Below are 17,692 nucleotides of genomic sequence, written 5' to 3'. Positions count from 1 at the left end.
CGTTTCCTCTGCTGAGGCTATGGTCATAATTTCTCATTTCCACACGCTGCTCAAACGCTTATGAATACAGCTTCTAAAACAGGGTACAGTTTCTCTTGAGCAAATTCATTTTCCAAATGCTGACATACGGCAGAAGATGGTAGAAGCTATTGTTTCGTTTGATGCTCAACAGCTTACGGAGATGATCTGGAAAACGATTCCTGATTTTAGTGAATTTTTAGAGAAGTGTTTTTACTCAGCAAAAGATGGAATCAGAGAACAAACAAAAATGGTATGCCTTTCAGAGAGTATCAAATCTCCATTAATGTGGGCACATTACGCGGATAACAATAAAGGCTTCGCTTTAGGATATGATTTCACGAACAATGATATAACCATTTGCTCGAATTGCCCTAACCGCAACTGCAATAACATTATATCAGCCTCGATTTACCCAATAATATATTCAGACAAACGGTTTAACGCAACCAGGTATGGGCAATGGCTTGTTGAACAGCTTGTAAATTCCAGGTTTGGGTTTCCAACTAATCCTTGCTATGATGATCAGTTTTTATTTATAAAAGCGGCTCTATATAAATCGAAAGATTGGGCATATGAAAACGAATGGAGAATTATATGTTCAACAGCAAATCCGGCGTTGGAGGGCAGGGATCGTTATCCAATCCCCAAACGGCCAATGGCAATTTATTTGGGATGTCTAATTCCAGAAGTTTATCGAAAGATACTGATACATATGGCAGACGAAAAAGGGATACCAAAATATCAAATGTGTGTTAAAAATTATTCTGAAAAATATGAATTAGACTTTGACCCGATTTGATAAGATAACTTAGTTTACATTCTAATTGATCACAATACTGTAAATAGAAGTCCCAGACCGCAAATATCTTTTAGTGGTCTGGGATTTTTACTATGTTAGAAAAAATTTGTGTCTTGGGCTTGACATTTGGGTGGCGTAAATCATGGAAGCGCACATCAGGCGGACCAATGGAGGCAACAACTTTTTTGAAGTGATTGCTCACAGTGCGGTGCTTGATGTGATACCCCAGGCGGTCAGTAAAAATGAGGTTGCGGTCATTGTGCCAGAGGGAACCGGCTGCAAGCTGCCATTCTGCCTGTCTCCGCTTCTGCTCCTGAAGAATACGGACGATACTGGGAGCAATAGAGGCGGTACGCTCCTTCCCAATCTTCGTCTCATCCAAATAGTGATAACCGGGGGCGTCGTGGGCCTTCTGGATTTGCCGGTGTACGGATATCGTTCCCTCTTGCATGTTCAGATCATCCCACTGGACGGCGACAAGTTCCGATTGCCTCATACCGGAGAACAAGGCCACAATAAAGAATAATTCAAATTCGTCCCCCTTGATGGCATCCAGGAACCGCCTCACATCATCGTCCATGATAGGCTTAATGTCTGGCTTCTTCACCTTTGGGAGCGGGACATGATCGGCGGGGTTGGCTGCTATGATACCACTTGCAACGGCCTGTTCAAGGCTTTTGTGGAGGATACCGTGAATCACCTGGACGCTTTTGGAGGAAAGCGGCTTGTGATCTTTATCTCCGGCCTGGAGTTTATTGTAAAACTTCTTAATCTGTAAATTAGTCAACTCCGACAACTGCGAAGCGCCGATATAAGGTTTTATCCTTGCGTTGATCTTTGACTTGTATCCAGAGAGGGACAGCGGTTTTAAGAACCTATCCGTAAATAGCTAAAGGAGCACAGAGGAAAGACTTGTACCAGTGAAGTGGAATAAAGCCCCCGATAAACAATGAACGCGCAAGAATTTGCGCCAGACAATAGCAGCGCAAGAAAACTGAACAAGGGCCAAATAATTGGCGGCTTTCTTTTCATAACGGACCAACAATTTATGAAAACGGTTGAAAAAAGAGTGTGTGACCTCAACGACCCAACGGCGGGCCCGGAAGTCCGGGTTACATTCCAGTTCCTTCTTTTCCTCGCCGCGGGGACGAATATGGGGCGTATAGCCACGTGACTGCACCTTTTTACCGCTGCCAGTATAGCCAGCATCCAAACACAGATTTTGCGGGTGTTCTTCATCCACTTCTGGGCGCAGCACCACAATATGATCCAAGGTATCTTCCAACAGTTTGACATCGTGTGTATTGGCTCCGGAAAGAACAACTGCCAGAGGAAAGCCGTTTTCATCCATCAGTACACTGCGTTTTGTCCCCATTTTTTCCTCGATCCGTTGGATTCTTTCCAACGGCTTCCAGGGCCAGCGGCGCTTTCACCATGCAGCCGTCCAGACTTTGCCATTCCCAATCCTTCCCTTCCAGCTCATCATATTTTTCCAGACCTTTGAACCATATTCTTTCAAAAAATCCTGCCGCTGCCCATTCTTGAAAATATTGGTGGATGCTGCTGGCTGCTCCGTATTCTTTGGGCTCTGCTTTCCATTGGCAGCCCGTTCGTAAAACATAGAATATTCCCTCTAATACCCGTCGTTTGGACAATGGTTTTCTTCCGCCGCCGGATTTTCGCTTATATGTTTTGCCCTCTGCTCGCTGTCGTTCTGGTATCTCATCCTTTACGGCCTCCCAGAACACATCTGATATTCTCCATGACTTGTAGCTCTTTTTCTCCATTTTTCCCTCCGCCTTTGGTGGACATTATTCCTCATTTGTTTATTTGAGGATAGGCTCTTAGTTTTCTTACCCCCCCCGCCGAAAAACTACAAAATTTCTTCGGCGTTTTCTTACAATTTCAAATTGGCGTTGACAGCCTCCCTCAACGCCGGTTTCACCGCCGGGACGCCCTGGATCACTCCGCCTGACAACTTCAAGACCATCAATGCGGAGGCAGAGGCTTTGGAGCCAGATTCTATCCTGAACTACTACAAGGCGCTGATCCACCTGCGGAAAGAATATCCGGTCATCTCGGAGGGCACAATCGAAATTTTGTGCGGCCACACCGATGTATTCGCTTACTGGCGTTCTCTGAACCGCGATCAGCTGCTGGTGTATAATAATCTGACCGGCAGTGAAGTGGTCCTGGAGGAGATCATCTGGACGGACCGCTCCAATCGGGTGATTGGAAGCTACCCCGATGTTATGGTCAAAGACGGGTATTTAGTACTGCGGCCCTATGAAAGCATTGCCTGGAACGATGGTGAAAAATACTAGGGCTGCCCTTCTGTAAAAGACTATTCCAGTATTCGTTTTCAAGGTAATTGAGCACGTGTCTGCTCCTGTCCCCAGAGAAAAGCTCCGAAGGAGAACCGGGGCTATGATTCCAACTGGTGCTCCTGTTTCCAGCTTGTCCACTGCCTGTGATCCATCAGAAGCTTCCAGGCTCCCCGATAGTCCAGGCCAAAGTGATTCAGACAGCCCATCAGGTTGGAGCATATCACGCCAAAGGGATGGCTGGCCCCAAGGCAGCAATCATTTGTCAGGTGCAGCTGGCTGCCCTCGTAGTCGTCTTTTGCGTCCTGGGTTGTACGGAATTTGTCCAGCAGCGCCGCCCAGACCCTCTCCAGCCGGAGGTCTTGGAGGCCTTTTGTAACCCAGATGGCGTAGATTAGAGTACTATACTCTGTCCGCTTATGGTTTTTCTCGGCGGACAGGTAGTCCAGGAAGTAGTCCAGTACCTCCTCTCGGCGATTGAGCTTGCTCAGACAGGTGAACAGGGAGTTACGGTCGTTCCGGTCCAGGTCCTCCCGGTACAACTGGTCGTTCAGCAGTCTGGCATGGATCTCCGGGTAGTCCTTCAAAGCGGAGAAGATGTGGCACGCGTCCCTGAAGGACTGGCCCCGCAGAGAGGACATCTTCTCCAGCACTTGGGGCCACCAGGTCTCTTTGGCCTTCCAGCCGCCCTCATAGCAGATAACGGAGATCGCCTCCGGGTAAGCCCCAAAACCCCACAGAACACCGATCTGCTCCACCATGCCGGGCACATGGAAATGGCATAGCATCTTGATAAGGACCATGCGCAGCCTGGGGTCCTGCTCTGTGTCGCAGGCCTTCTTGTAATAGGTCTTCTGCTTGGCGGGCAGCTCCTGGAATTTGTAGCAGCTCTCCACAATCTCAACACGGATCTGCACATCCTCTGTCCGTTCATATAGCTCCATCAGCTCCTGAGGCTTTCCGTCCAGGTATAGGCCGAAGTACATCTCCTCATCATCATAACCGGCAATCACCTCACGGGTCCAGCGCTCGTACCAGGCCAGAAAGTCCGGCTCCCCCATGAGGGCAGGCGGTCCGCCTTGGTCCTCGTCATAGTAGATCACCCGCCCCCGGTCAGGCCCGTCAAGAATCAGTCCAGTCATCAGGGTACAGCCCTGGGTCCCCAGAGGCAAAACCGCTCCAGGGGAGTAGTCAGGGAGCTGGCAGGGCTCCGACGCCCCCAGGGAGTACAGGCCGTAAAAGGGTCCCGCCCCGCCATTCCCTATCCACAGCAGAAAATTTCGATAGCCCTCCGGCAGAGAGATGCCGAAGCGCGCCTCAAAAGCAGCGACTGTCTCCTCTGAGGCGGGCGGAGCCAGATGATATTTGTGACAATCAGCGCCGAAGCGGAAAAAATCTGAGTCCGTTTCTCTGGCGCGCTGAATCTGCTTGCATAGTTTACCGACCCAAGCAGGCTGTTTGCCTTTTGCCATAACGGGTCCTCTCCTCTCATCGTTCTTACAATACATATCGTCCCAAAATGCTGAAAAGGAAAGCACATTTCTCTGTCCGCTGAAATCACAAAAAAACAAATTTCTTGGAGCTTGGAATCTAAAAAGCAAGTAAAGGAGATATGGGACGTTCATTTTATCAGCTCATCCGCAATCCGCATAATTTCAGGAGCCAGTTTTTCCCGCCGCTTGTTTGTAATGTGGACATACAGCGGGTAGGCCACACAGATGCCAATGATTCCCACAATGCCAATGATGATACCGGGGACAAACAGTGTGTCGTCCCACACCATCGTGCAGCACATTCCAACGCCCAGCACCAACGTACTGATAATTCCCACAATCAATGCGGCAATCAATCCGGGCCTTGTCACACTTTGATCCAGACGGCGGAGCCGCTCCAGCTTGTCCTCCTCCCGGGTGGGCGGGGAATATTTGTCACGGATGCGTTTGACTTCTTCCTGTTGAGCGGCAGAGTATGTGTAGGTAAACACTTTACTTTTTTCCTCCATAACAATTCACTCCCTTGAATGATTGGCCAGTTTTTTTATTTCTTTAGTGGATGTTGCAAGCATATACGCCGCCATTCCCAGTACAATGACGCAAACGCCGCCGCCTGTGGCTCCCGTCATAGCTTTACGGAAAAACGGGGTGTCGTCGTTGCCAAATTGGGCCAACATAGCGGTTTCCAGGGAGAGGATAGACACCATCGCCGCCGCCAGACTGATTACCTTGGCTGCGGAGAGGATGGGGTTTCTGTACCTCCGGAATTTTACCACGCTGACAGCTGCGGAGATAACAGCATAAAAGGAGTATGCAGCCATAACGTAAATCAGCGTTCCTGGATATTCATATCCTTGGTTTTGATGCACCATAAACGCAACGATTACTGCAAGAGCGATATTCATCAGCAGCAGAACACCCCCGCATAGGCGGTACCGGCGCAACTCCATCATTGGGGTCGCTTTTCGTCTGCTATAGAGCAGAGAAAACCGCATGACAGCCAGCAGAGCGTAATAGACGGCCAAAGAAACAAACCACCATGACCGATAGCCATTTTTAACACAATATAGAGCAGATTAACAGAAAAGCCTGCATAGAGGGACAGCTCTGTGCGAAATCCCACATCCTCCAGCAGCCGTTCGCCCAGCGGATGCTCTTTGATCCCCTGCCGGATGAGGCGCACCACGCGGAACACTCCTGTCAGAGCGACGATCAGCCCATAGGCTGACGCGGCATAAGCGAGATAGGCCAGCGGCCCATCCACATCGTTAAGCAACACATAACCCACCAGCAAAAAGGCAGGAACTGCAATCAAAACAGTTTGGAGGGCTGGCAGTATGCACAGCTTCCCCAGGGCTGACCTAATCCGTTCCATGCTCTGCTCTCCTGATTTTCACAATAAACTGGCTGCCTCTGCCCACCTCGCTGCTGACAGATATGTCCCCCTCCACAATGTCCACCACGCGCTTGACCAGGGCCAGCCCCAGTCCGTTCCCCTGCGCGGCATGAGAGGTATCACCTTGGTAGAATTTTTCAAAGATACGCGCCCCGACCTGGGGGCTGATACCGCAGCCAGTGTCGCTGACCTCCACGACGGCATAGCTCGGCTCTGTCCATAGCCGGACAGAAACACAGCCGCCCCTGGGAGTAAATTTCAAGGCATTGGAAAACAGGTTGTTCCACACCAGAGAAAGAAGCTCCACATCTGACTTGATTTGAATTTCTTCTGCAAGCTCGGTATGAATGGTGATGTCCTTTTCCTCCCAAATATCCTCAAAGGCCAGCAGACATTCGCAGAGTTGCTCTCCCAAATCAAGGGTTTTGTTCTCCGGAAAAATCTGCTGATTTTCCAGCTTGTTGAGTCTCAAAATGTTGGTGATCAGATTTGCCAAACGGCGGGAGGCATCTGTAACGGCTTTTGCGTACTCTATCCGGCGTTCCTCTGGCAAGTCCGGCTGCTGGAGCAGGGCGCCATAGTTCTGAATAACAGCCAGGGGCGTTTTCAGCTCGTGGGACACATTGGAGATAAAATCTGTCCGCAAGGTCTCAATACCAGACAGTTCCTCCGCCATTTGATTGAAAGAGCGGATAATGGTATTCAGGCCATCCTGCCGATCTACACTGAAAACCGGCCGGATGCGGACGGAAAAATCTCCCTGGGTAATCTTCCTGGCAGCTTGTGCAATGCGCCGCACGGGCCTTGTTACCAGAAACCACCGCCGCACGCCGTCTAAAACCGTGCAGAGCAGGCTAATGAGTATCACATTTCCAACGGTCAGCTTAGCCGCTGTTTCAATCATCTCTTGGGTCAGCGCCGTTCCCATCTCTTCCTGCAAAATTTCCAGAAAGAGTATCATACAGCAGGAGACAACAAAGGCAATCAGCAGAAAAAAAACAAGATATTTCCATAGAGCAGCCAGCCAGCGGGATATCCGCTTCATTTCAGCACCGCCTTATAGCCCAGCCCCCGCACGGTGAGGATCTCAAAATCCTCACAGGCGGAGAGCTTATCCCGGAGCTTTGTCATATACACATCCACGGCTCTGGGGGCGGTAGAGGTATCCACATCCCAGAATTCATCCATCAGCTGTGTGCGAGTAAACGCCTTTTTGGGGTAGGACAGCAGCTTGTAGAGGATGTTAAACTCCCGGTGAGTCAGGGGGATGTCCTCTCCATCCAAACAGACTATGCGCTCGTCGGCGTCCAGCACCAGCCTGCCGATCTCCAACCGGTGGCTGCTGGCGATCTTGGCCCGCCGCAAAAGCGCCCCAATGCGAAGAAACAGTTCATCCAGGTCGATGGGCTTGACCATGTAATCGTCAATGCCTACCCGGTAGCCCCGCTGCTTGGAGGCAAAATCGTCCCGGGCTGTCATAAAGAGGATGGGGATATTTTCGTCCAATTCCCGCACCGTTTGGGCAAACTCAAAGCCGTCAATGCCAGGCATCATAATATCAGACACAATCAGATCAAAGGTTCCGCTGTATAAGGTATCATAGGCGTCGCTTGCGTTCACACAGCCGGACGTCTCATAGCCGCTCTGATTGAGAAAGGTACATACCGCGCGGTTCAACGCCTGATCGTCCTCCACAACTAATAGCTTGAACATAGGCAATCCCCCGTAAATCTTTTTCGCCAGCATACCACAGAAATGTTAAAGTTTTGTTTCTGTTTTTGCTCAGTTACAAGTTTTCTTAAAAATTTGACCTGTGCCGCATCCCAGCACAGGTCAAGTTATGGACGGTTACTGCTTCCCGATGTTTTTGGCGGCTTTGACGTGCGCTTTTTGCTTTGGGGTGCGCTTCTCCTTGGCCTGTTCCTCACGGGCGGCCCGTTCATCCGCCAGCCGCGTCTTGGCCTCTTCCGCCGTTTCTCCCTCGTGGGTCAGGAACTGGCTGACAAACGCGTCCTCAACCCGTTTGTATGCCCCAACAACAGTGCTTTCGATTGTTTGATACCCGCCGACCACACCGTCTTCAATTTTCTGAAAGCCGTTGGTGACACTCTCCGCAATTTCTTCGTTTACCTTTTTGAAATCGGGCATTTTCAGTTCCCTCCATATTTCTTGTGTACGACTGCGGTAACAGCCGCAAAAAAGCCAACAACAGCGGCAATTGCCGCGGGGATGATGAACTTCTTCATACTTTTCACCTCATTTCAAGTCTTTGCAGATTGGAATCAGGCAAATCAGCAGGACGATGCCAAGGATACCAACGATAATGCCAGGAACCATCATGTTCCAGATCATGGTCATGCACATCCCGACCCCGAAAACCACGGCTGCCAAAATGCCAAAGAAAGTAGTGGCAATCGCTTTGCCGCTGAACACAATGGCGGGCTTGCCGTCCATCTTACGGCGCACCAGGAGCATAACACACAGCACCGCCAGCCCAACAGCGCCTATCATAGTGCCCTGGAACATAGCCCCCCACTCCGGCAGGAGCACCATGCACATCCCCAGCGCAAAGAGGATACCGCCCACGGTACTCATAAGCAGGGTCACAAAGTCCTTTTTCTTCATGTTGAGAAACCCCCAAAATTCAATTTCAAGTGGTGCTGCACTTGTTGTCTGTATCATACAGCTGGATTGTTTTTGCAATGTTTATTAAATGTTTAAAAAATATTAAAAAAAACGAAAGCGGTATCCCAGCGACTTGACAGACGAACAGTGAGAAGAGATCGCACCGCTATATACAGGGGATGCGCAACTGCATATGGAGCAAACGGGAATTGATGGAGGGAAAATAGAAAGCGGCACATCGCAGTGGATGTGCCGGGCTGCCTGTTGTCTATTGTGGTTCATGCTGCCAACATTCATGACACAAAAGGCGGGATATCTACTGCTAAACAAGCATATAAGCGGCATCCGTCTATTCAGAAGTTCTGCGCGGATACTGGATATCGGGGCGCTTTCGTCTCTGATAGGAAGGAGCAGTTTGACGTTGATATTTCAGAGAAATCAAGCTGCACCAATGGGGAATACTCCCTTGGCGCTGAGCGGCTGAACGCACCCTCTCCTGGCGCAATCATTCCAGACGCCTCAGTAAAGATTATGAGATTTCCATCTCGTCTGCGGAAGCCGTGGTCAAAATTTCCATACCTTGCTCAAACGGTTATGAATATTGCTTCTAAACTTTACAGTGATGATAAAATACTCTTTACCGATTCATTTTTGCCAAATCAGACAATGCTTTAAACTTGGAGGCAATATAGTCACAGCTTCTTCGGGTATGCGGCAGCAAGCAGGAGCTGCAATCCTTTGTGCCATCTGGAAGCCAAGTGCAGCTGCCGCCGCAGGCTGATCCCAAAGTATACAATGGACAATAACAAAATAAGCAATTAAAATCCTCGGGCTGATCCGTTTCGTGGCAGGGGAAAAACTCACAATCCTGATGCTGAAAGAACGGATACCGATTTGCTTTATTTGTCATATTTGATACCTCTTTAATCCGTGCAGAACATGGGGCGCGCTTCGTCGAAGAGGTCCACCATACCGCAGTAATTCAGCACCTCATACTTCCACAGCCAGTTCTTCTGTTCCTCACTGAGCTCAGATTTCTTCAAATACTGGCCGTCCGCCGTAACGAAGCCCACCGGCGTAACAGCGGGCAGTACCTCATACAGCTGGGACAAAAACTCCATGTACCCGGTGAGGGGCAGGCCGGCGGTCTGGGCGGTGAGAACCCCCAGGAAATTAGGGCTGACCACCACGTCCTGCTCCTCCTCAATGTCGTAGTTGGCCCAGAGGAAGAAGGGGACAGCGTACTGCTGCATGACCTCCTCCGTGGTGCGCTCCGACAGCTTCTTGCCATACAGCTCCTCATAGAAGGCGTTGGTCAGCGGCGGCTGATGGTCACCGAAGAACACCACCAGGGTGGGCTCCTCACACTGGCTGTAGTAGGTGATTAGCTCCTCCAGGGCCAGGTCGCTCTCCCGCATCAGGTCCAGGAACTGCTCCGCCGTCCGGTCCGCCGCCTTCAAGTGGGCGGGCAGCTGAATGGTCCGGGGCAGATTGTTCCAGCCCTGGGCGTAGCCGCTGTGGTTCTGCATGGTGACGTTGAAGAAAAAGCTGGCATCCTCCGTTTCGGTGGATTTGTAAATCATCTCGTAGTCCGATTTGTCGGAAATATAATTTCGGATCAGGTAGGGGCTGGGCACGTCCTCCTCATACATCTGCTGGTCAAAATCCAGATACTGGTAGGCCAGGACCCGATTCCAGCCCGAGGACTTGTAGGGATGGAAGGCGGTAGTGGAATAGCCTTGGCTGCCCGCCAGGGCAGCCAAGGAGGGCATACCCTCCTCTACGTAGAGCTGATAGGCCACAGTGTGGGGCGGCTGAAACAGGCTGGTAAAGCCGGTGAGGTACTCAAACTCAATGGTAGCCGTGCCGCCGCCAGTGACCGAGGAATACATCCAGCCCTTGATGGTGTTCTCCTTCAGAGAGTGGAGGAAGGGAGTGGGGTCCTCCGAGGCGTCCAGCGTATCGAAAATGGTCAGGTCGCCAAAAGACTCATTCATAATAACCACAATATTCACTGGCCTTTTGTCTGGGTCCGCCGGGACGCCGGGGTAGTCCTCCATCAGCTTCAGCACCGTCTCCCTGGAGTAGTCCTCCGGCTTATCCACCGAGGAGTACCGCAGTGCAATGGAGAAGTTCAGCAGAAAGCCGTTGCGTTGAGTCACCCACTGCTGGGTGTAGATGTCCAGGGCGGGGAGCATTCCAGTGCAGAAGAAGGCGTAGCAGTAGCAGATCATACCGCCCCACAGAGCCAGTCCGGCCAGAGCGGGGATTTTGGATCGCTTCTTCTGGGGAACGCAGTAGAAAACTAAAAACAGGTAGGCCACCAGCAAAATGGCCGCCTGGGTGATGTACTCGTCTGCTGAGTAGTCAAAGCCCCTCGCCACATTGGCGGCGGTGCGCCAGCCGGTGATATCCGCAGGAAACAGAATGCGCCCCCGGAAGCGGAGCACATAGTGGTTCACCAGCCCGAAGAGGAAACACAGCGTGGTCCCCAGGGCTGCGGCCCGGCGGTTCCGGCCCAGAACCAGCCGCAGAGCGACAAAAATGCTGTAATAAAATATCATGTTCATCAGTACCTGCCAGGGGGCCAGGTCATCAAACACATCGTTTTCGTTTAAAATCTCCACCATCCACAGGCATACCCAGGGCCCCAGCAGAAAAACCAGGCGGGAGGCCCACTTACTCGGGCACTCCTCCAAGTCCCGTACCAGGCGGCGGGACATATCACAGGTAAACATTCTCATATCGCTCCTCCAAAAGGCAGACAGTCAATGTCTAGCATAATGATTTATCGAAAAAAAGCAAGGGGATTTGGATATCTTTTAAAAAAATTTAAGAACAACCCTTTGATAGAAAGACGCAAAAAGGGACCGAGGGTTTCATCTCCGAAGAAATTCATGTTTATTCACTTTTGAATGAATATTCATTCGTTCCAGTGCGCTGCTTTTTCATTTCATACACTGGATTTGAAGGGTGTTTTTTCCTTTATCCACTAATATTGTACCCTTTTCACACAAAATCCTCCGCTAGCTTCGGCATTTTTGAATATTTATCTATTGACTATGAATAGCGATAGGTGTATACTTTTTCATAGAGTCCGGCTTGCCGGGGCTTTTATCCTGCATTTGAAAAGGAGATTTTTAAAATGAAGAAGATTCTTGCCTTGACGATGGCTGCGGCCATGTCCCTGACCCTGTTCGCCTGCGGCGGCGGGAATAACAACAACAGCGGCGGCGCCAGCTCCAAAAATGACGCCTTCTCTACCAATCAGAGCGCCGTATCCAGCAGCGCTCAGGACGGCGACTCCAGCAAGTATGGCAGCTTCACCACTGTGGAGCCCGGCAAGCTGCATATGTCCACCAACGCCGCCTTCCCTCCCTATGAGATGACCACCGACGCCGGCGGCTTCGAGGGCATCGACGTGGAGGTGGCCGCCGCCATCGCCGACAAGCTGGGCCTGGAGCTGGTGGTGGACGACATGGGCTTTGACGCCGCCCTCACCGCCGTCCAGACCGGTCAGAGCGATATCGCAATGGCTGGCATCACCGTCAACGAGGACCGCCTGCTGGTGATGGACTTCTCCAACAGCTACGCCACCGGCGTGCAGGTGGTCATTGTGAAGGAGGACTCCCCCATCCAGACGGTGGATGATCTGGCCAGCGCCAACATGATTGGAACCCAGAGGGCCACCACCGGTTACATCTACTGCTCCGACACCCCGGAGAACGGCGGCTACGGCGAGGACCATGTGATCGCCTATGAGACCGGCGCTCTGGCCGTGATGGCACTGGTCAACGGCCAGGTGGACGCGGTGGTCATCGACAACGAGCCCGCCAAGGCCTATGTGGCCGCCAACGAGGGGCTGAAGATCCTGGACACCGAGTTCGCCGTGGAGGATTACGCCATTGGCTTTGCTAAGGGCAACACCGATCTGCTCAACGCCGTAAATACCGCGATGGCCGAGCTGATAGACGAGGGTATCTTCCAGCAGATTGTGGATAAGTACATCACCGCCGAGTAAAACGGTTGAAGGAAGGGACAGCCGGCAGGCTGTCCCTCTTTTCAAAAAAGAGAGAGGAGCTTCCTATGACCATTGATATCCCACTCATCGCCTGGCTGGAACGTATGGGGCCCCGGCTGAGCAATGCCTTTCTGGAGGGCGGACGCTGGAAGCTCTACCTCCAGGGCCTGGGCGTGACCCTGGAGCTGACCGTGGTGGCCTTGATTTTCGGCGTGCTGCTGGGACTGGTGGTAGCCATGATCCGCACCGCCCACGACCAGCAGCGGCTGGGACACCGCAATATCATCCTGGGCGTGATGAATGCGCTGTGCAACGTCTACACCACTGTCATCCGAGGCACTCCCATGCTGGTGCAGCTGTACATCTGGACCTTTGTCATCTTCCCCTCCCAGCGCAATAAGGTGCTGGTGGGCTTCATCGGCCTGGGGGTCAACTCCGGGGCCTATGTGGCGGAGATCATCCGGGGCGGCCTGATGAGCGTGGACCAGGGCCAGACGGAGGCGGGCCGGTCCCTGGGGCTGAACTACTTCGACACTATGCGCTTTATCGTCATTCCCCAGGCCTTTAAAAACATCCTGCCCTCCCTGGGCAACGAGTTCATAACCCTGTTCAAGGACACCTCTCTGGTCCAGGCCATCGGCGGCGCGGAGATGCTGTACTACGCCAGCACCATCGGCGGCAGGACCTTCGACTATATGCCTCCCCTCATCGGCATCGCCATGATGTACTTAGCCATTGTTATTATCTTCACCTGGCTCCAGGGCCGGTTGGAAAGGAGGCTGCGGGAAAGTGATCGACGTTAAAAACCTGTCCAAATCCTTCGGCAGTCACCTGGTGCTGGACAACATCTCGGAGCACATCAGCCCCGGAGAGAAGGTGGTGGTCATCGGCCCCTCCGGCTCCGGCAAGTCCACCTTCCTGCGCTGTCTCAACCTGCTGGAGACCCCCACCAAGGGGACCATCACCTTTGAGGGCACCGCCATCACCGACCCCAAGGTGAAGATCGACAAGATCCGCCAGCAGATGGGGATGGTCTTCCAGCACTTCAATCTCTTCCCCAACATGACCATTCGGAAAAACATCACCCTGGCCCCGGTGCGCACCGGCCTGATGAGCCAGAAGGAGGCCGACGACACAGCGGTCTCTCTGCTCCAGCGGGTTGGGCTGGAGGACAAGGCGGAGGCCTACCCGAACCAGCTGTCCGGCGGCCAGAAGCAGCGCATTGCCATTGTCCGGGCCCTGGCTATGAAGCCCAAGGTGATGCTCTTTGACGAACCCACCTCCGCCCTGGACCCGGAGATGGTGGGCGAGGTTCTGGACGTAATGAAAGAACTGGCCCTGGAGGGCATGACCATGGTGGTGGTCACCCACGAGATGGGCTTTGCCCGGGAGGTAGGCAGCCGGGTCCTGTTTATGGACGGCGGACACATCCTGGAGCAGAACAGCCCCAAGGAGTTCTTCGACAATCCTCAGAATCCCCGGACCCAGTTGTTTTTGTCTAAAGTTTTGTAAGGAACGGACAGCTGCATAACTCTGCCCCGCAGAATGATATGGTCCCTCACCGCATATCACTCACTGAGGTGGTATGCGGTGGTTTTGTTATCCCGAATGGCGGACGCACTTTGGTATCCCTGGCTGCTGGGCCTGTTTCTGGTGGTGGGACTGATCTATTCCTTTGGCTCCGGCTTTTTTCAGCTGTTTGAAATTCCTCTGTGGTGGCATACTACGGTGGGAAGTCTTCTCCACCGGCAGCGCAATCAGGAAAAGGGTCTGTCCCCTTTCCAGGCGCTGGCCACCGCTCTGGCCTCCACCATGGGCACCGGGTCCATTGCCGGGGTGGCCGCCGCCCTGACTCTGGGGGGACCGGGAGCCGTATTCTGGATGTGGGTATCCGCCTTTCTGGGGATGATGACGGGCTGCGGAGAAAAACTGCTGGCCGTAAAATATCAGCGTCTCACTCCAGAGGGCCTGCGGGGTGGGCCCATGTACTATCTGCGGGACGGCCTCCACGCCCCTCTACTGGCCGCCTGCTTCTGTCTTGCCTGCCTCCCCGCAACTCTGGCAGGTGGAAATCTGGTCCAGTCCTCCTCCATCTCCTCCAGCCTGGAGGCGGCCTTCGGTCTGCCCAGACTTCCTGTAGGCATTGTCACCGCCCTGCTGGCCGGACTGGCAATGGCGGGTGGTCTGGGGCGGGTTGCGGCGGTGTCCTCCGCTCTGGTACCCATAATGGCGGTACTCTATCTGGGCAGCGGCGGGCTGGTGCTGCTGGTCCACCGGGAGAAGCTCCCCGGCGCACTGGCCCTGATCTGCTCCTGCGCCCTCTCCCCCTCTGCCGCGCTGGGGGGAGGCGCCGGCTGGACGGTAGCTGCCGCTGTGCGCTATGGAGTGGCCCGGGGGGTATTTACCAATGAGGCCGGCCTGGGTACCTCTGCCATCGCCCATGGGGCCGCTCAAACCGACTGTCCCGCCCGCCAGGGGATGTGGGGCATCTTTGAGGTGTTCGTCTCCACTCCGCTGGTGTGTACTGTCACCGCTCTGGCCATCCTGGTCAGCGGCGCTTGGGACCCCTCCGCCTCCCTCACCGGCGCCCCCCTCACCACCGCCGCCTTTGGCTCTGCCCTGGGACCGGCAGGAGAGGGGGTGGTGGCCCTGTCGCTGCTGCTCTTCGCTTTCTCCTCCATTTTGGGCTGGAGCTGCTACGGAGAGCAGTGTCTGTCCTTCCTCCTCGGCGAGAATCTTTTACCCACAGCCCGCCGACTATACCGCACCCTTTTTCTGGCCTGTGTGCTGGCGGGCGCTGTGTGGGACGCCGCCGGACTCTGGCAGCTGGTGGACCTGTGCAACGCTCTGATGGCTCTGCCCAATCTGACAGCCCTGCTGTTCCTTGCGCCCCAGGCACTGAGGGATTTGGCGCTCTGGAGCTCCCGGGAAAATCCATTGTCAAAGCGAAAAAAATGGAAAAAACCTATTGACAGCCGGAGCAAATGTGCCTATCATAAGGACAGAAAACGTGCGTTGGCACAAGACAGAAGGAGCGACACATTATGATCTTTGAAAAGCTGGCAGCCCTGATTGCCGAGCAGTTTAATGTTGACGTGGACAGCATTACTATGGACACCTCTTTTTCTGACGATCTGAATGCGGATTCTGTGGACATTGTAGACCTGTCCATGGCCCTTGAGGAAGAATTCGGCATTGACGAGCTGGAGGAAGACGAGACCTCTTCCATTGCCACGGTGGGCGACCTTGTCCGCTTCCTTCAGAATAAGGTAGACTGACGCGACAGGAACTCCGCTCTGTGCGGGGTTCCACTACTTTAAGGAGAACAAATGAAAACATTGGAAGAAAAGCTGGGCTACACCTTTCAGAACCCCGAACTGCTGGAAAACGCCCTGACCCACAGCTCCCGGGCCAATGAGAGCCGGGGAAAACTGCAAAGCAATGAGCGGCTGGAATTTTTAGGCGACTCCATTTTGGGCATGGTGGTGGCCGACCATCTGTACCGCACCCACCCTGATCTGTCCGAGGGAGACCTGACCCGGACCCGGGCCGCTCTGGTATGCGAGGAGAGTCTGGTGGAGGTAGCCCGGGGACTGAACCTGGGGGAGTACCTGCGCCTGGGCAAGGGCGAGACCACTGGCGGTGGACGGGACCGTCCCTCCATCCAGGCGGACGCGGTGGAAGCCGTACTGGCTGCCATCTACCTGGACGGCGGCATCGGCTCAGCCCGGAAGTTTATCCAAAAATTCATCCTGACCCGAGAGGTTGCCGGTCTGGCCCAGCCTCTGGACCACAAGACCTCCCTTCAGGAGCTGGTCCAGCGGGAGAGCGGGCAGATCCTTTTGTACCGCCTGGTGGGAGAAGAGGGGCCCGACCACGACAAGCGCTTCTTCGTCCAGGTGGAGCTCAACGGCTCCCCCATTGGCACTGGTTCCGGCAGGAGCAAAAAAGAGGCGGAGCAGATGGCCGCCCATTCCGCCATCCTCGCCCTGACGCAAAAATAAAAACAGGACTTCCCTCCAGGGGGGGAAGTCCTATTTTATTGCCATACTTGGTCTTCACGGGGCAGTTTATCCCAGGAAAACAGGGGGACCAGCTCCCGGGGCGTAATGGCCTGGGGACGGTCTATCAGGTTGGCGGCAAAGGCCAGCCGGCCCACCAGCTCCTGGGCCGTATACCGCCGCTGAAGCTGGCCCAGCTCCTGGTCCCGGTCCCGCTTGGCCAAACGGCGGCCATCAGGGGCCAGCAGCAGGGGCAGGTGGCCGTACGCTGGATGAGGCAGGCCCAATCTCTCCTGGAGCCACAGCTGCCGGGGGACCGAGGAAAGCAGGTCGCTGCCCCGCACTACCTGGGTAACCCCCATGGCGGCGTCGTCCACCACCACCGCCAGCTGATAGGCGTATACACCGTCGGACCGGCGCAGGATAAAGTCCCCGCAGTCGCTTTTTAAGTCCTCTCTGTAATCTCCGTATAATAAATCACAAAATGCAATCATCTCTTCCGGGACCCTGGCCCGCCAGGCAGGGCGGCGGGTCTTGGCAAACGCGGCCCGCTCCGCCTCTGTCAGCCGCCCGCAGCGGCCATCATAGACAGCCACGCCGTCAGAGCGGTGGGGGGCGCTGGCCGCCAGCCGCTCCGCCCGGGTGCAGAAGCAGGGGTAGATCAGCCCCTGCTCCTCCAGCGCCCGGAACGCTTCCGCATAGACCTCGGTCCGCTGGCTCTGGTACACCGGCGGGCCGTCCCAGTCCAGACCCAGCCACTCCAGGTCCCGCATCACCTGGTCGCAGTACTCCTGCCGGCACCGGTCCGGGTCCAGGTCCTCCAGGCGCAGCACCATCCCGCCCCCCGCGCTCCGGGCCGCCAGCCAGGCCAGCAGACAGGACCACAGATTGCCCAGGTGCATCCGCCCGCTGGGACTTGGCGCAAACCTCCCTACCATCAGATCCCCCCTTTTTCTTCCTTTTCTTTGAAAAGAAAAGGAAGCGAAAAGAAACTTCTGAGAAAAACTTCGTT

Annotated in this window: 20 protein-coding genes and 2 pseudogenes; 9 read left to right on the top strand and 13 right to left on the bottom strand. The window is 54.0% G+C overall.

Annotated elements, in window-relative coordinates; translation table 11 throughout:
* The first annotated feature begins 136 nt into the window (after positions 1-136).
* Positions 137-820: a DUF2971 domain-containing protein gene (locus D1646_RS16690; RefSeq protein ID WP_160637558.1), complete on the top strand. Its 684-nt coding sequence runs from the start codon at positions 137-139 to the stop codon at positions 818-820.
* Positions 821-890: 70 nt separating this feature from the next.
* Here D1646_RS16690 and D1646_RS16685 read toward each other — a convergent pair whose 3' ends face one another.
* Together D1646_RS16685 and D1646_RS16680 are read right to left on the bottom strand one after the other, a co-directional pair.
* Complete coding sequence (locus tag D1646_RS16685; protein ID WP_279279956.1) at positions 891-1,682, bottom strand: tyrosine-type recombinase/integrase; 792 nt, start codon at positions 1,680-1,682, stop codon at positions 891-893.
* A 105-nt stretch (positions 1,683-1,787) separates the two neighbouring features.
* Positions 1,788-2,607: pseudogene (locus D1646_RS16680) on the bottom strand (IS5 family transposase); the annotation flags it as partial.
* 222 nt (positions 2,608-2,829) lie between these two features.
* On the opposite strand from D1646_RS16680, the gene D1646_RS16675 reads away from it, so the two are divergent.
* A complete protein-coding gene (locus D1646_RS16675) occupies positions 2,830-3,144 on the top strand; it encodes a DUF3459 domain-containing protein (RefSeq protein WP_160637556.1) in 315 nt (104 codons plus the stop codon).
* Positions 3,145-3,245: 101 nt separating this feature from the next.
* Here D1646_RS16675 and D1646_RS16670 read toward each other — a convergent pair whose 3' ends face one another.
* The 8 genes from D1646_RS16670 to D1646_RS16635 all read right to left on the bottom strand — a co-directional run bounded on the left by D1646_RS16670 (position 3,246) and on the right by D1646_RS16635 (position 8,658).
* Positions 3,246-4,616 (bottom strand): SMI1/KNR4 family protein, encoded by a 1,371-nt coding sequence (locus D1646_RS16670; RefSeq protein WP_160637555.1) that lies wholly within the window; start codon positions 4,614-4,616, stop codon positions 3,246-3,248.
* Positions 4,617-4,765: 149 nt separating this feature from the next.
* Positions 4,766-5,146 carry a hypothetical protein gene (locus D1646_RS16665; protein ID WP_160637554.1) on the bottom strand — a complete coding sequence of 127 codons (381 nt, stop codon included), beginning with the start codon at positions 5,144-5,146 and terminating at the stop codon, positions 4,766-4,768.
* Positions 5,147-5,152: 6 nt separating this feature from the next.
* On the bottom strand, positions 5,153-5,542 hold the full coding sequence (locus D1646_RS16660) for a hypothetical protein (protein ID WP_160637553.1): 390 nt from the start codon (positions 5,540-5,542) through the stop codon (positions 5,153-5,155).
* 44 nt (positions 5,543-5,586) lie between these two features.
* The gene (locus tag D1646_RS16655; protein WP_160637552.1) at positions 5,587-6,012 is read right to left on the bottom strand and encodes a hypothetical protein; all 426 of its coding nucleotides are present in this window, start codon (positions 6,010-6,012) and stop codon (positions 5,587-5,589) included.
* On the bottom strand, positions 5,999-7,078 hold the full coding sequence (locus D1646_RS16650) for a HAMP domain-containing sensor histidine kinase (protein WP_160637551.1): 1,080 nt from the start codon (positions 7,076-7,078) through the stop codon (positions 5,999-6,001). The genes D1646_RS16655 and D1646_RS16650 overlap by 14 nt, the downstream gene beginning before the upstream one ends.
* The gene (locus D1646_RS16645; protein WP_160637550.1) at positions 7,075-7,746 is read right to left on the bottom strand and encodes a response regulator transcription factor; all 672 of its coding nucleotides are present in this window, start codon (positions 7,744-7,746) and stop codon (positions 7,075-7,077) included. The genes D1646_RS16650 and D1646_RS16645 overlap by 4 nt, the downstream gene beginning before the upstream one ends.
* Before the next feature lie 135 nt (positions 7,747-7,881).
* Complete coding sequence (locus D1646_RS16640; protein ID WP_243154214.1) at positions 7,882-8,181, bottom strand: hypothetical protein; 300 nt, start codon at positions 8,179-8,181, stop codon at positions 7,882-7,884.
* A gap of 108 nt (positions 8,182-8,289) precedes the next feature.
* Positions 8,290-8,658 (bottom strand): hypothetical protein, encoded by a 369-nt coding sequence (locus tag D1646_RS16635; protein WP_160637549.1) that lies wholly within the window; start codon positions 8,656-8,658, stop codon positions 8,290-8,292.
* 225 nt (positions 8,659-8,883) lie between these two features.
* Between D1646_RS16635 and D1646_RS16630 the strand changes: the two are divergent.
* A pseudogene (locus D1646_RS16630) lies at positions 8,884-9,333 on the top strand (transposase); the annotation flags it as partial.
* On the opposite strand, the gene D1646_RS16625 reads toward D1646_RS16630, so the two are convergent.
* Together D1646_RS16625 and D1646_RS16620 are read right to left on the bottom strand one after the other, a co-directional pair.
* Positions 9,296-9,568 (bottom strand): cysteine-rich small domain-containing protein, encoded by a 273-nt coding sequence (locus tag D1646_RS16625; RefSeq protein WP_160637548.1) that lies wholly within the window; start codon positions 9,566-9,568, stop codon positions 9,296-9,298. The pseudogene D1646_RS16630 and the gene D1646_RS16625 sit on opposite strands and share 38 nt — an antisense overlap.
* A 13-nt stretch (positions 9,569-9,581) precedes the next feature.
* Positions 9,582-11,402 (bottom strand): LTA synthase family protein, encoded by a 1,821-nt coding sequence (locus D1646_RS16620; protein ID WP_160637547.1) that lies wholly within the window; start codon positions 11,400-11,402, stop codon positions 9,582-9,584.
* Between the two features lie 401 nt (positions 11,403-11,803).
* Here D1646_RS16620 and D1646_RS16615 point away from each other — a divergent pair, with 401 nt between their 5' ends.
* From D1646_RS16615 to rnc, 6 genes are all read left to right on the top strand, one after another.
* The gene (locus D1646_RS16615) at positions 11,804-12,679 is read left to right on the top strand and encodes a transporter substrate-binding domain-containing protein (protein ID WP_160637546.1); all 876 of its coding nucleotides are present in this window, start codon (positions 11,804-11,806) and stop codon (positions 12,677-12,679) included.
* A 65-nt stretch (positions 12,680-12,744) separates the two neighbouring features.
* Positions 12,745-13,482 (top strand): amino acid ABC transporter permease, encoded by a 738-nt coding sequence (locus tag D1646_RS16610; RefSeq protein WP_160637545.1) that lies wholly within the window; start codon positions 12,745-12,747, stop codon positions 13,480-13,482.
* The gene (locus D1646_RS16605) at positions 13,469-14,191 is read left to right on the top strand and encodes an amino acid ABC transporter ATP-binding protein (protein ID WP_160637544.1); all 723 of its coding nucleotides are present in this window, start codon (positions 13,469-13,471) and stop codon (positions 14,189-14,191) included. Before D1646_RS16610 ends, D1646_RS16605 begins: the two co-directional genes overlap by 14 nt.
* A 96-nt stretch (positions 14,192-14,287) precedes the next feature.
* Positions 14,288-15,727: a sodium:alanine symporter family protein gene (locus D1646_RS16600; RefSeq protein WP_243154212.1), complete on the top strand. Its 1,440-nt coding sequence runs from the start codon at positions 14,288-14,290 to the stop codon at positions 15,725-15,727.
* Positions 15,724-15,957: an acyl carrier protein gene (acpP, locus tag D1646_RS16595; protein ID WP_160637542.1), complete on the top strand. Its 234-nt coding sequence runs from the start codon at positions 15,724-15,726 to the stop codon at positions 15,955-15,957. The genes D1646_RS16600 and acpP overlap by 4 nt, the downstream gene beginning before the upstream one ends.
* Before the next feature lie 51 nt (positions 15,958-16,008).
* Complete coding sequence (rnc, locus tag D1646_RS16590; protein WP_160637541.1) at positions 16,009-16,683, top strand: ribonuclease III; 675 nt, start codon at positions 16,009-16,011, stop codon at positions 16,681-16,683.
* 35 nt (positions 16,684-16,718) lie between these two features.
* On the opposite strand, the gene gluQRS is transcribed toward rnc, so the two are convergent.
* Positions 16,719-17,618 (bottom strand): tRNA glutamyl-Q(34) synthetase GluQRS, encoded by a 900-nt coding sequence (gene gluQRS / locus D1646_RS16585; protein ID WP_160637540.1) that lies wholly within the window; start codon positions 17,616-17,618, stop codon positions 16,719-16,721.
* Positions 17,619-17,692: the final 74 nt, after the last annotated feature.

Origin of the sequence: Pseudoflavonifractor sp. 60 (assembly GCF_009911645.1) — a bacterium.
In the GTDB taxonomy this organism is placed as follows: Bacteria; Bacillota; Clostridia; order Oscillospirales; family Oscillospiraceae; genus Lawsonibacter.
This window is presented reverse-complemented; position numbering and strand designations above follow the sequence as displayed.